Raw genomic sequence first — 13,878 nt, 5'->3', positions numbered from 1 at the left:
CTTAAATAGGGAGGGAAACCTCACGCCCTTCTGTTCGTTTTATCCGAACAAAAGCGGTGCACCCACGCTATATACAACAACTAGGCCTAAATCGGAAAATCTATCCTCTAGGTCTCCACAAAACACCGTAAATGTCTTGCCCGCGTCGGGTGTCTGAGCTTCTTCAATGCCTTGGCTTCTATCTGGCGTATGCGCTCACGGGTCACCTCAAAAATCTGACCGACCTCCTCGAGCGTATGATCGTGTCTCTCACCAAGACCGAACCTCATGCGCACCACTCTCTCTTCCCGCGGCGACAACGTTGACAATATCCTGTCGAGATTTCCCACGAGGTCCTCATAGATTGCCGAATCCTGAGGTGTCAGAATATTCTTGTCTTCGATGAAATCTGCGAGGTGCGTGTCTTCATCGTCGCTCACCGGTGTCTCCAGAGAAATGGGTTCTTTGGTAATGCGCAGCACCTTTCTCACCTTTTCTGCTGAGAAACCAATCTTTTCTGCAATCTCATCAGGATAGGGCTCACGACCCAGGTCCTGGACAAGTCCCCTGGAAACGCGGAGAATCTTATTGATCGTCTCGATCATGTGCACCGGAATCCGTATGGTCCTCGCCTGGTCGGCGATGGCTCGCGTAATGGCTTGTCGTATCCACCAAGTGGCATAGGTGCTGAACTTGTAGCCCCGCCTGTATTCGAACCTGTCAACGGCTTTCATCAGTCCTATATTTCCTTCCTGGATCAAATCAAGGAGAGAAAGTCCTCTATTCATGTATCGCTTGGCGATGCTCACCACGAGCCGCAAGTTTGCCTTTACCAGTTCATTCTTGGCCTCGGCGAAGATTACCTCAGCCTTCTCAATCCGCTTGAGAAAAACTTTCATTTGAGGCAGGCAGACACCCATTTCCTGTTCAATTTTTGCCCTTCTAGCGCTTAATAGCCGGTGGTTCTTGCCTTTTTGTCTGGTTTTCGCGCCCTTGCTTTTCCCGATTTCAGCTTCTATTTTCTCAATCCAGTCTACAGATCGTTTCATCCGAAGCACGATCTTTTCCGTGATCTTCCTGCTCAGATTGATTTCCGTGATAATCCTTCCTATTTCTTCCTGACATACTTCTCTCTTACGTGCACCCCCACGCATCATTCGATCATGGGAGTTTTTCAATCGTTCGAGAAGGGCAATTACACGCTCTTTTTGGAATTCAAGCTCCGTGTCTCCTTCGTCCTCGTCATCGGCATCCAGCGTGATGTCTTTGACGTCAGCCCTGGAACTCTTGAGCGCCGAGAGGGCTTTCAACAATTCCTTCACCGTTCCCGGAAAAGATAGGATGACTTGTTTGACTTCCTCCTTCGATTCCTCCATGTGCTGAGCGATATCCTTTTCGCCTTGACGTGTCAGAAGAGCCATTGCACCCATTTCTTTGATGTAGTGTTTAATAGGGTTGATCAGCTCATCGTCGTAGACCTCTTCCAAGGCGCCGTCAAGAACTTCGTCAACGTTCCCTGTTTCAATAAGACCGATATCGCTATCCGCCTCCACCTCAAAAAGTTCGATTTCGTCAAGCATGTTGTCCTGTTTCTCGCCCGTGGAAATAAGCGTGTAGAGTTCTTTGTTTTCCAGGCTCTCATCGTAAGGATACAGTCTTCTTGCTTTTTCAGGCATGGTCACCTCGCTATAAGGATTGTTTTTTCATAGAAGCCAAAACCTGCCCCTTCTCCTTTTGCAATTTCACTATCTCCCGCTCGTCGCCTCTTTTTTCTGCCGCGGAAATCTTCTCCGTAAGTCTCTTCAACTCTTCTCTCAGGAACTGCCTTTCAACATAACTGAAATAATCGAAGAGCACCTTTTCTGATTCGTCTTCCGAGAATGAAACAGAATCGAACGTCGCATCGAGTACGAAACTCCTCAACGATTCGTCGTCAAGCATCTGAACAAACCTCTGCAATTCAAACGGCTCTTTCTTCTCGACATAGGCCAACATCCTGGAAAGGACCTCTCGCACGTGTTCATCTTTTATGTAGCGTAACACCTCCTTTTCTCTGAAAGATTCCAATAAATACGGATTGGCTACACAGGCATTGATTACCTTCTTTTCTATGATGCCTTTTGATTCACCACTTTTTTCTGCCAGTCCCGTGGGCGCTTGACGCTCCGGACCTGCAAAATGATGTTCTTCAACTCCCGTCAATTCAGAGAGTCTTTTGATATACAGTCTTCTGGTTACACTGTTCCGTATGGCCTTGATATAAGGGAAGGAAGCCCTGATGAGCGCCATTTTGCTCTCAGGCGTCTTGACGCCCAATTTCGCCGCGTAATAATCAACATAGTAATCGAGGATAGGTTTCTTCTTTGCAGTCGCTTCGTAGACCCGCTCGATCCCTTCTTTTCGCACCAAACTGTCCGGATCGTGTCCTTCGGGCAGAACCACCATGCTTCCGTTCACTTCCATCTCGGCAAACATCTCGATGAGTCTCAAGGCACTTTTTACGCCCGCTTCATCCCCGTCGAGCATGAGCGTGATGTTCTCCGTGTAATTTCTCAGTTTCGATACCTGCAGCTCGGTCACGGAAGTACCAAGGGTCGCGGCGATATTCTTGAAGCCGTTCATGTAGAGTGATATAAAATCAAAATATCCCTCGACGATGAAAACTTCATTCTTCTCAGAAATCTCTTTCCGTGTCTTGTCTATACCAAAAAGTGCCGTCCGTTTAGAAAAGACGGAAGACTCCGGCGAATTAACATATTTGGGGAAACCGTCTTTTTCCATGGTTCTTCCCCCGAACCCTATGACACGCTTATTTACGTCAAGAATAGGTATGATAATACGTCCACGGAACATGTCGTAGAGTTCTGTGTCCTTCATTCTGACAATGCCCGTGCTCAGAAAAATATCATTCGGAACCCCGCTTAGTTTTAAGAACCCCTTGAGGTTGCCCGAGGTCTTGTCACTGTATCCGAGCTGAAACTCGTCAATCGTATCGATGCCTATGCCTCTGTTTTTCAGATATTGCACGGCCACTTTCGAATTCTTCAGATTCCGTTGATAGTATTCTGCGAGCTTTGACAGCGCATCGAACGAACCGGTTCTCCTTCCGCTATCCCGCTTCTCTATCTGCACCCCGTATTGTCTGGCAAGGTTTTCCACGGCTTCCTGGAAACTCAAGCTTTCATATTTCATGAGAAAGTTGATTGCGTTGCCCCCCTCACGACAGCTGAAGCAATAAAACATCTGCTTTTCAACGCTCACGGTGAACGACGGAGTTTTTTCCTTGTGAAAAGGACACAGACCCGCGTAATCCTTACCTGCCTTTTTGAGCTTTACATACTGAGAAACTACATCGAGTATGTTGGCTCTCTGAAGCAGTTCGTCAAGGGTCGACTTCATTAAAACTCCACAATCGTTATGCCACTATTTCGCTCATCCCTATGCAGCGCCCTGATGTGCTTTGCACCCGTGAGGTGCTCCCGAATCGCCTGCATGAGTTTTCCTGTGCCTATCCCGTGAAGAATCCTCACCCGAGGGATGCCTTCGACGATCGCCCTGTCGAGAAACCTGTCTAAGGTGGTAAGCGCCTCTTCTACCCTCATGCCCATGAGGTTCAATTCTGATTCGTTTATCGTTTCTACGTGGACTTCGTCTTGAGCCCTGCCGATAGTGTGCTTTTCCCCGGTGGTCTTTTCTATGAAAATTCTCTTCAGCTTCGTGCGCACGTTGCCGATGACCACTTCGTATGTATCACCCCTCTCATCCATATCGACCACATATCCGCTGCCTCCGAGGGTCTTTACGCGCACATAGTCGCCGACGTGAATATCGGCCTGCTTCTTGTGAATTTCACTCCCGAACCTTTGCCTCAAATCCTCCACACGTTTCCTGCTTGTTGCTATTATGATCCTTTCTTTCTTTGCAATCTCTTTTCTTATCTTATCAATCTCCATCTCCAGTTCCGCTAACCGGCTGTTACATCTTTCATCGACTTTTTTCAAGTATTCGTCGCGGCTCTCTTTAATAAGGGCGAGCCTTGTTTTTGCTTCCGCCCGTAATTTCATCAACTCTTCCCGTTGTTCGCCCGCTACTCTTTTCTCTTGCTCCAGGCTTGTGATGAGGTCATTGAGCATAAATTCCTGATTTCCGAGATAGGCGCGACTCTTTTCAATGATCTCGTAAGGCACGTCGATATTCTTCGCCACCTGAATTGCGTTACTGTAACCGGCGGTCCCATAAACGAGCTTGTAGAGAGGTTTCATTGCGTCCGAATCGAAGGCCGTAGCCACGTTCATGGCAAAGGGTTTTGTGTAACCGTAGGCCTTAATGAGGTTGAGATGCGTTGTTACCACAACCTTGCACCCTTTTTCTACAAGAGCATCGATAATTCCCATTGCCAGAGCTGATGCCTCCTGCGGTTCAGTACCCCCGCCTATCTCATCGATGAGAATGAGTTCGTTGCCGGCGGTTTGTTTGTAGAGTTCCTTGATGGCATACATGTGGGCGGTGAAGCTGCTTAATTCCATGGCAATATCCTGTTCATCGCCGATGAGCGCAAAGACATTGGAGAAGAGCGGAAGGATTGGTGTGCCCGAAGCAGGAACGAAAAGACCGGCTTTGGCCATGAGGCAGAGAAGCCCTATGGTTTTTAATGCGGCCGTTTTGCCTCCCGCATTGGGACCGCTTATGATCATCGCACGTTTATCGGCCGCTATAGCAATGTCAATCGGTACGGCCTTATTCCTCTTGGAAAGTATGATAAAGGGGTTCACGGCGTCTTTGATCTCCATGAAACCCTCTTCTCCGATTTGAGGTCTTACGCAACGGAACTCAAGACTGAAAAGCGCGACGGAATGATAAAGATCAAGCTCTTTTAAGGCTGAGAGATTAGCTTCGAGCTCTCTTCTGAACCCTCTCACGAAATCGGTGAGGTCTTTCAATACCTTCTTTTCTTCCTCCTTCTCTTCGTTGACGAGAACGTTAATGGAGTTGTTGAGCTCAACGCACTCCACCGGTTCGACAAAGGAGGTTTTCAACGAATGGGAATAATCATGGACTATACCCTGGAGCGCCTCGTTGAAATTCGGCTTCAAAGGTATCACATATCTGTTGTTGCGAAGAGAAATGTATGAATCCTGGAGCAGCGGCCTCACACTCTCTTTTTCCATGATCTTCTCGAGATGTCTCTTCATCTTTTCCCGGAACGAAAAAAGCTCCGTTCTGATTTGCGACAGCTCGTATGAGGCGCTGTCCTCGATAAACCCTTCGGGATTGATTGCCCGTGAAATCTTCTTGAAAAGAAGGGGCAGCTGCTTAATGCTGTTCTGGGTCTCTATCACAAAGGCTTTCTTGTTGTATGCCTTTTTTAAGAAAGCAAGGATGTCCTCAGATGCACGCACAAAACCGGTCACCAGAATGAAGTCCTGGGCCTCAAGAATGGAGTCCCCCACGGAGATCCGTTTCAGAACGTCCCGTATGTCGGGAATGTCCCCAAGGGGTATCTTGCCATCCCATTTGATCACCTCGAGAATGGCTTCAATACGGTCCTGTCTTTCTTCTATATCAGTTTTATTCGAGAGAGGTTTAAGTTGATGTATCGAGTCGTCGATGAAGGGGGTCGATGAAAAATGAAAAATAATCTCTACGAGTTTGAGATAATCGAGGTACGATAATGTCTTGTCGACCATGCCGGGCTTGACTACCTATTGAGACGATAGTCTTTTAAGCACCATTCCGCTAAGCACTTTTCCGTCAACCCTCCCTGGAAATTTTTCCATGAGGAGTTTAATAACCTTCCCCATGTCTTTCTGGCTTTTCGCATCTACTGTCGCGATCGCCTGTCCTATTTCCCGTGTTATCTCTTCTTCAGTTAGTTGTGAGGGCAAATATTCGTTAAGGATGACGACTTCCTTCTCTTCCTTTTCTACAAGGTCGAGCCGTCGTCCCTGTTTGAAACTTTCGATGGAATCATGATGTTGCTTGACGGACGTTTTTACGATAGCAAAGAACTCGTCATCAGACAAACTTCTGATCTTCTCGACTTCCTTGTTCTTTATCGCTGCCAGGAGCATCCTCAACACGGATACCCTCACGGCGTCCCTATTCTTTAAAGCCTCTTTTAAACTCTCTGAGATCTTGGCTTTATAGTCCATGTATCCGTCTTAATACAGACCTTTATCCGCCGTTCTTTTGAGTTTCTTCAAAGCCCTTTTCTTCGCAGCGAGTATCTTCTTCTTCCTCTTTACGCTTGGCTTCTCGTAGTGCTCTCTCTTCTTTATCTCAGAAAGAATTCCCGTCTTTTCGCACTGCTTCTTAAACCTCTTGAGGGCGCTCTCGAAGGACTCTCCTTCTCTTATAATAACTGCTGGCATTCATCTCTCCCTCCCTCCATATCGCCATTAAAGAATAAACTGCATAACTAAGCTTCTTATTAAAACCTAAAATGGAAGCCGAAGTCAACACATTTATACGTAATCGAACGGCTTTATCCACCTTAATATCCGAGACAAAATCGAGAGACCGGATGAGCGATGTCTTGTAACTTATTTATCCGTTTACCTGTAAATCGAATTGTTCTGTTCACACCAGTGCGGCAAATGCAACGTATCCTGCTCTTGACGGCGCTATCCTAGCCTTTCTTCGATGGATAGATAAGATCACTCGTAAAGTTATTTGCCTTCGCGTATTGGGTCGCCACGGCGCGCAATCCCTTTATCCTGTTCTTCCATCCCTGTAGGTATTTTCCATATACGTCAGGTTTAGCCGACGCGAGTTTGACATAACGCTGTTCTCGCAGCTTCAGGTACGTATCGATGTTGCCTTTTGATCTTTCAAGCAGTTTTTTTGCCATGCCCGGACTATTCACATATGTGTCAAAGTGCACAATGGCAAGTGGGAAAGACAAAGATCTCGAACCCGACAGCTCCCAAAGTTTTTTATAAATCTTTTCGGCGGCATCTCTTGTCATGTCCTTCATATTTCCCTTGTATCCGAACGCGCGTGCAGTAGACTGAAGTATGCCGTACTTTGACGACTCTCCGCTTGCGCCGTCCTCGTGGACCAGTTTGCTCCCCTCTTTTTCGAGCACAAAAGCAAGGCTCTTCTTGAACTTCTCCGCATCATCAGCGGGTGGTGACAGGTCAATTCCCGCAACGCCTTGGGAAGTGGGCGCACCGGTCTTTTCAATCTGCTTCAGAGATTGAGAAAAGATGTCATTGAAGGAGACATTCGGCGTATTGACACTTAAGTTTCTATTTCTCTGGCCGGCGCGCATCTCTTGAAGCATGACCGCCTGTTCAACAAGATCTAAGTATGAAGGCATCCGTACCCCTTTCAAGGATCATGGAACGTTATTCACCCATTCCGGAATATGCAATGCAACATCCATGCCAGCTATGTTGCCCCTTAGCACATTTCCTTGGCACACGCGCGTTGGGCGGCTTATCGCAAAAACAGGTTGATAGGCGAGACAGCCTGAGGTGGGGTGGATCTGTCGGAATACTGACGGGACGGCTTAAAAAAAAGTCTTACCGAAACGGGTTATGTCGGATGATAGTACTTGTCCGCTCGGGACCGGTGGAGATCATGTCAATCCGGACGCACACGAGCTCTTCAATCCTTTTCAAATATCCCTTTGCGTTGGCCGGAAGGTCTTCGTATGATTTGATGTTCTTTATGGACGTGTTCCATCCGTCCACCTCTTCATACTGCGGCTCACACCCATAGTAATCGGTTATGTCCATGGGGGGTTCCGTACGATATTTTCTTCCGATTTTGTATCCCGTGCATATCTTGATCTTATCGAAACCATCAAGAACATCGAGTTTCATGATAGCCACACCATTTAAGCCGTTTAATCGTATAGAACGTCTCGCGAGCACCGCATCAAACCATCCGCATCTTCTGGGTCGGCCCGTGGTCGCGCCATATTCATCGCCAATCTTTCTCATGAGTTCGCCTTCAGGCCCGGCAAGCTCAGTAGGAAATGGACCCTCTCCCACCCTTGTGGTGTAGGCTTTACAGATACCGAGAATGTAATCGATCCCGGTCGGAGGGACACCGGAACCTGCAGAGATATTACCCGATATGGTATTCGACGACGTTACGTACGGGTAGGTGCCATGATCGACATCGAGAAAGGTGCCCTGCGCGCCTTCGAAAAGCACGGATCTCTTTTTTTGTGCACACGTATCAAGAAAACTGACCACGTCGATGGTATGTCTTTTGAGAAGCTTTCGATAACCATCATATTGCTTCAGAATATCGGTCAGCTTGAAACCTTCCTCTTTGTAGTAACGGCGGATCATAAAATTCTTTATCGCGAGGTTCTCTTTGACCTTTTCGCGAAACACCCTTTTATTGAGGAGATCGACAACACGTATGCCCATTCTGCTTGTTCTGTCTTCGTAAGCCGGCCCGATACCCCGTCCCGTTGTGCCTATCTTTCTTACGCCTTTGGACTCTTTCAAGGCGTCGAGTTTTTTGTGATACGGCATAATGAGGTGCGTAAGACCGCTTATGAGAAACTTCTTGTCGTCCTTCAAATGGCCAAGCTTCTTGAGCTCCGTCATCTCCTTTTCGAGGACTTCGGGATCAAGCACGACGCCGTTGCCGATAACGCAGTACTTGCCTTCGTGGAGAATGCCTGACGGAATAAGGTGGAGGACGACTTTCTCATCGCCGATGACTATGGTATGGCCTGCGTTCGCGCCTCCCTGAAACCGGACGATAACATCGGCATAGCCGCTCAAAAAATCTATTACTTTACCCTTGCCTTCGTCGCCCCACTGAACCCCGACCACACCTACATTCGCCATTATCGTCCTCTCTGCCTTTGTCTATTAATGTCTATATCTTCTAATATACCTCAGGTTTGAAAATCAAGAAGAATCAAAGGTAGTCGTCTAGTGTACTTCCGTACTGTCAAACAGACCGGGTCTGTCGGGTTTTTGCTTGAAGGGCAGATTAAGGTGTTCGAAGGCCTTCTCCGAGGCCCGTCTTCCCTGTGATGTCCTGATGACGAACCCCATTTTCAACAAATAGGGTTCCACAACCTCGATGAGCACATCGGATTCCAGCTGAAGCGTGGCCGCAATAGCTTCAATCCCCACGGGCCCGCCTTTGTAGTTAAGAATTATTGTCTGGAGCAATTTTCTATCTACATCACCAAGACCGCATTCGTCAATACCCTCAAGGGTCAGCGCATCAACCGCCACTTCCTGCGTGATGTGTCCTTTTGCCTTTACCTGGGCATAGTCGCGGACCCTCTTCAAAAGCCTGTTGGCGACGCGCGGCGTACCCCGCGCCCTTCTCGCAGTCTCGTAAGCCCCTTTTTCATCGATAGTAATTCCGAGGATTGATGCGGATCGCTTAATAATGCGGACGAGATCGGCCTCACTGTAAAAATCCAGGTCCCTCACGATGCCGAATCGCTCCCTCAGAGGTGAAGAAAGCAAACCGGATCTCGTTGTAGCACCGATGAGCGTAAACTGTTCGAGTCTGTATCTGTGAGTGCGTGCGTGTATGCCCTTGTCGAAAATAAAATCTACCGCGAAGTCTTCCATGGCTGGATAGAGGAACTCTTCAACGACCTTAGGGATGCGATGGATTTCGTCGATGAAAAAGATGTCGCCTTTCTCCAGATGGGTGAGCAGTCCCATGAGGTCTCCACCTTTCTCCAAAGCAGGCCCTGAGGATGTGACGATACGTGTTCCCATCTCGTGGGCGATAATGTGCGCCAGTGTTGTTTTTCCGAGACCCGGGGGTCCGTTGAATAGAATGTGCTCAAGAGGTTCTCCACGCTGAAGGGCAGCCTCAATGGCGATCTTTAGCGTCTCAACCACCTTATCCTGACCGATGTATTCGGCGAGCTGCTTGGGCCTGAGCGTTACGGTCATCTCCTGATCGGAAGCCTCTTCTTTTTCATACAATTCGGGAAGGCTGCCGGTCTTTTCTTCCTCTATCATCTCTTCTGGCCCCTATACACTTCTTCGAACAGTTCCTCGGAAGAACTTATGGCGGGATTTCTTTTCATGGCCTCTTCAATCATTATTCTTGCTTCAAGCGCTTTATGGCCGAGCTGCGTAATCATAACATGCTCGACCTCCTTTTTGAAGTCTTCCGCAACTGAACCCGGCAATACCACTTCCGGCATCAAGGCGTATTTTGCGACTTTTCCCTTGAGGGTTGCGACGATCTTCTCCGCCTTTCTTTCTCCGATACCCCTCAACTGCTTCAAGGATTTCACATCCTTTTCCTCGATAAAACGGGCTATCTCACGAATGGGCCGTGTCAAAGCCTTGATGGCCGCCATCGGACCGATATCCTCGACGGAAATGAAAAGTTCAAAGAATTCCTTATCGAGTTCGTTCTTGAATCCCACAAGGATGGGTTTGGGTTGCCTCTCTGTCTGGTGAAAAAAGATGTGCAGAACCAGATCTTCCTCTTGCTTCTTCGTTCTCCTGATTTCATTCATCGCGTAAGCGGGGATCAAAATATCATATCCCACGCCTCCCACGAGGAGCATGAGTCTCTCATCAGAGACATCTTTGAGCTTGCCTTCAAGATACGATATCATCTCTCATCACTCCACATCGAATTTCTGTAGTAGGCGGTTAAAGCAACCGCAAGTGCGTCCGCTGCGTGAAAGGATCTTATGCCATCGGTTCCGAGCAATCTCTGAACGGTTTCCTTGACCTGACTCTTGTTCGCCCCTCCAAACCCCACGAGCGCATTCTTCACTTCCTTTGGGCTTATTTCGACAAGTCTTATATTGTGCTGGCATACCGTGAGATAGAGCGCCCCTAAAACTCCGCCGAGCAAAATACCGGCCTTAGGGTATCTCACCAGCGAAAACACATTTTCTATGGCTACAAGCGCGGGTCTGGTTGCGTCTATCAGTCGCTCCATATCCCTGTGAATTTGAAACAATCGGTTTGCGACGGAATTACCGGGTGCTGTCTTGATGTGGCCGCATTTGAAAAGCAACGGCCCCTTCGCTGCGCACACAATTGCTCCGAAGCCGGTGCTCGCGAGGCCGGGATCAATGCCCAGTATAATCATGTGCTGTCTCAAAGAACGGCTCTTCTTTTCGGACCGCATGTTTCATTCATCATAACAGGCTTGCGACTCTTTTGTAAACTATATTGCAAATGGCCCGATCGGAAAAACTTCTTTCCGTCGCTCGCGCATCATTCCGTTGATTTCACCTCGCGTTATAAGTATACTTGAAGGCATGGACGAACAGTCGATTATGGCAATGTGCCTGGAAGAAGCCCGGCGCGCATACGACAAAAATGAAGTGCCCGTGGGAGCGCTCGTAGTGGCCGATGACCACACCATAGTCTCGAGGGCGCACAACCTCACACGAACGCTCAACAATCCTACGGCTCATGCCGAGGTCCTCGCGGTTGAAGCGGCCTCGAATATTCTCGGCAACTTCAGGTTGAATGGCTACACTCTCTACGTTACCAAAGAACCCTGTCTCATGTGTGCGGGCGCTATCATAGAATCGAGAATCAAGCGAGTGGTATTCGGTTGTTTCGATTCAAAGCGTGGCGCCTTCGGATCGCTGATAAACGCCAACGATCTTCGGTTGAATCACAAGGTCGATGTCACCGGCGGCGTTCTGCAACACGAGAGCGAAGCCTTATTAAGAAAGTTCTTCAGAGAGAGGAGAGGTACCGAAGTGGTCATAACGGGGCCGACTCGAAATCGGCTGTACGCCTAATCCGCGTACCGTGGGTTCGAATCCCACCCTCTCCGCCATATTAATCCTTATTTTTCAATAACTTACGAGTTTTAACCACGGTATGAGTCCGGTATGAATTCCGCATGTCCACAACTCGAGCTTTTATATTCATTATATTGACATGAGAATAAGGTTTCATGCTTTGCATGTCCTTCCAACTTCCGAGGGCGAGGACATCCGAGGCAGAGAGCCCCTCTTCAAGTAACCGCGTCGCAAAACTGTGGCGCGTGGCCTCATGAAATTTTACCTCTGATGTGGTCGCAGACCATAATTTGTCAATTTTGTTTGGTAGGTAATGATTCCCGGTGTCCGGGTTGATAAAAAGCCACTGTTCCTTCGTTTTGCCTTGCATATGTTTCTTGGCGATTTCATAGCTATCATCGAAGAGAACCTTCCACGCGGCTTCGCCATTTTTGGGTGTGCCGATCTCGTTACCACTCCAGGCCCGCTCTGTAAGGATCATACCATTTTCAAGGTCCACATCTTTCACCTTGTATGCTGTGACCTCGCTGCGCCTGCATCCGACGAGCATGGCGAATCTAAAGATATCCCTGTGTCTTTCCGGGACCTCCTGAAGGTGAGCTTCCTGCGCTTCCCGCGAAAGCGCCCGCGTCACCCGGGAATCTCTGCCCCTGATTTTTGGAAAGCTGGGCACTTCATAGTCGGGGATGAGATCGTTCTCAATGACCTGGTCCGCAAACCAAGTAAAAAACGCGTGCAGAGCAGACATAACATTTTTTCTGGTTTTCGCTTTAAGATGCTGCATAGAGTCTTTGAAGTTTGATATTTCACGCTTCCCGATCTCCTGCATCTCGAAACGATAGAGCCGTTTGAAGTGCATCCGGTCGTACGATCTGAGGCTATTAAAATAGGAAGGCTTCATCTCGTTGGCCTTTTTCTTTTTCCCTTGCTCGGCGAGCCAGAGCGCGATCTGGGTGCTGAATTTTCTTTTGAGGGCGCTTTCGTCGTTATAGTTAATGGGATCAAAAGCCTTGCGGGGGTTTCGTATAGCTAGGGTGATAGAGGCCAGCTTGTCGACGGCTTCCTTGTACGTGAGCGACTGTTGATTGTGGCCTTTTCTGACATAATAAGCCCTACCCTCATGGTAGTATTTGATGTAGCAGTAAATTTTACCACATATGCATTGCTGCTTATGCATGGCCTTCGAACAAGCATTACAGAAGATCCCGCCTTTCATCGTGAACCCTCCCTCCAAGGTATTTGAAGGAAGTTTAGAATTTGTGGCGGACGATGTCAATGTCTTAATCTCCCGGCTTTTTTTTGGTAGATGATAGGGAGGAGCGCTTTTCGAAAAAATTTGCCTTCCGGGCGGGGCGTCCAATGTTCACTGCGGTACTCATCGACCGCGATTGGCGCCACTGCCCGGAAGCACGGCAACCCCTTTTTATATTCCGTTTTCAGTGCGCAGGACCCCCATCCTGTCGGTCACCTCCATATAATGCCAGCCATCTGGGTAAAAGATCGTGGCGAGGGTGCCAGGAGGGACGCCCACCGATCCGCCGGCGAGCTGGATAGCGGCAAAGATTGTCAGTATCTCATCACCAACCAAGGTTCGGACTCTTTCAGAACGGGAGACGGCCACGCGGTACCATGCTTCTCTGTATGCAGGGATTAGCTCGGCCGACAAAGTCCCTACCTCTTTTTGTAAAGGCTCTTCCGCCCTCCTCAATGCGGCGAGAATTTCGACTTCATCTGCCACTTCGCTGGTCTTTTGCTGCAGTTCGCGTCGCAATTTCTCGAGGTTTTCGTGGTTACCCGCACCGCCAGCTATCGCATCTATGCAGGCTGCCTTTTTCGTGCGTACGGCCTCGATGAGCTCTGAAAGGCTCGCTATCTTTGCCTCCTGATCGCCGATGCGAGCCTGGATCGCAGTGAGTCTTCCTTGCGCCGCGGAAAGCTTCGCCTTGATCTCGTTTGCTGGCGCAAATTCCTTTGCCATGTCCATGCTTTTTTCTGCTGCTTTCATTCTCTGTTTCCTCCTTGTATTTTATTCAGCGTCCCGGTGTATGGGGCGGTCAACCGCCACCTTTCTATAATTTTACAGCTCGCATTGGGCACTTAGATCCTGCGCCCTTTGATACGTGTCCGAAATGCTGTAACCGTTTGGGAAGAAGATACGCATGATATGG

General features: G+C 48.6%; 12 protein-coding genes and 1 tRNA gene. 1 reads left to right on the top strand and 12 read right to left on the bottom strand.

What is annotated here, in order from left to right; translation table 11 throughout:
• Nucleotides 1–107: 107 nt before the first annotated feature.
• The 10 genes from rpoD to VMT62_01380 all read right to left on the bottom strand — a co-directional run bounded on the left by rpoD (nt 108) and on the right by VMT62_01380 (nt 11,079).
• Nucleotides 108–1,655 carry an RNA polymerase sigma factor RpoD gene (gene rpoD, locus VMT62_01425; GenBank protein ID HVN95064.1) on the bottom strand — a complete coding sequence of 516 codons (1,548 nt, stop codon included), beginning with the start codon at nt 1,653–1,655 and terminating at the stop codon, nt 108–110.
• Between the two features lie 10 nt (nt 1,656–1,665).
• Nucleotides 1,666–3,378 (bottom strand): DNA primase, encoded by a 1,713-nt coding sequence (gene dnaG / locus VMT62_01420; protein ID HVN95063.1) that lies wholly within the window; start codon nt 3,376–3,378, stop codon nt 1,666–1,668.
• Nucleotides 3,378–5,666 carry an endonuclease MutS2 gene (locus VMT62_01415; GenBank protein ID HVN95062.1) on the bottom strand — a complete coding sequence of 763 codons (2,289 nt, stop codon included), beginning with the start codon at nt 5,664–5,666 and terminating at the stop codon, nt 3,378–3,380. The genes dnaG and VMT62_01415 overlap by 1 nt, the downstream gene beginning before the upstream one ends.
• A 15-nt stretch (nt 5,667–5,681) precedes the next feature.
• Nucleotides 5,682–6,131, bottom strand: coding sequence for a GatB/YqeY domain-containing protein (locus tag VMT62_01410; GenBank protein ID HVN95061.1), 450 nt, complete (start codon nt 6,129–6,131; stop codon nt 5,682–5,684).
• Between the two features lie 9 nt (nt 6,132–6,140).
• Complete coding sequence (gene rpsU, locus VMT62_01405; GenBank protein ID HVN95060.1) at nt 6,141–6,350, bottom strand: 30S ribosomal protein S21; 210 nt, start codon at nt 6,348–6,350, stop codon at nt 6,141–6,143.
• Nucleotides 6,351–6,607: 257 nt separating this feature from the next.
• Nucleotides 6,608–7,300 (bottom strand): glycosyl hydrolase 108 family protein, encoded by a 693-nt coding sequence (locus VMT62_01400; GenBank protein HVN95059.1) that lies wholly within the window; start codon nt 7,298–7,300, stop codon nt 6,608–6,610.
• A 205-nt stretch (nt 7,301–7,505) separates the two neighbouring features.
• A complete protein-coding gene (locus VMT62_01395) occupies nt 7,506–8,795 on the bottom strand; it encodes an adenylosuccinate synthase (GenBank protein HVN95058.1) in 1,290 nt (429 codons plus the stop codon).
• An 87-nt stretch (nt 8,796–8,882) separates the two neighbouring features.
• A complete protein-coding gene (gene ruvB / locus VMT62_01390) occupies nt 8,883–9,944 on the bottom strand; it encodes a Holliday junction branch migration DNA helicase RuvB (GenBank protein HVN95057.1) in 1,062 nt (353 codons plus the stop codon).
• Nucleotides 9,941–10,555 (bottom strand): Holliday junction branch migration protein RuvA, encoded by a 615-nt coding sequence (ruvA, locus tag VMT62_01385; GenBank protein HVN95056.1) that lies wholly within the window; start codon nt 10,553–10,555, stop codon nt 9,941–9,943. The genes ruvB and ruvA overlap by 4 nt, the downstream gene beginning before the upstream one ends.
• Nucleotides 10,552–11,079 carry a crossover junction endodeoxyribonuclease RuvC gene (locus VMT62_01380; GenBank protein ID HVN95055.1) on the bottom strand — a complete coding sequence of 176 codons (528 nt, stop codon included), beginning with the start codon at nt 11,077–11,079 and terminating at the stop codon, nt 10,552–10,554. The genes ruvA and VMT62_01380 overlap by 4 nt, the downstream gene beginning before the upstream one ends.
• A gap of 572 nt (nt 11,080–11,651) precedes the next feature.
• Here VMT62_01380 and VMT62_01375 point away from each other — a divergent pair.
• Nucleotides 11,652–11,745 (top strand) — tRNA-Ser (locus tag VMT62_01375).
• 2 nt (nt 11,746–11,747) lie between these two features.
• Here the strand turns inward: VMT62_01375 and VMT62_01370 are convergent.
• Both VMT62_01370 and VMT62_01365 read right to left on the bottom strand, forming a co-directional pair.
• Nucleotides 11,748–12,926, bottom strand: coding sequence for a tyrosine-type recombinase/integrase (locus VMT62_01370; protein ID HVN95054.1), 1,179 nt, complete (start codon nt 12,924–12,926; stop codon nt 11,748–11,750).
• A 207-nt stretch (nt 12,927–13,133) separates the two neighbouring features.
• On the bottom strand, nt 13,134–13,715 hold the full coding sequence (locus tag VMT62_01365; GenBank protein ID HVN95053.1) for a hypothetical protein: 582 nt from the start codon (nt 13,713–13,715) through the stop codon (nt 13,134–13,136).
• Nucleotides 13,716–13,878: the final 163 nt, after the last annotated feature.

This window comes from Syntrophorhabdaceae bacterium (assembly GCA_035541755.1).
In the GTDB taxonomy this organism is placed as follows: Bacteria; Desulfobacterota; Syntrophorhabdia; order Syntrophorhabdales; family Syntrophorhabdaceae; genus PNOF01.
This window is presented reverse-complemented; position numbering and strand designations above follow the sequence as displayed.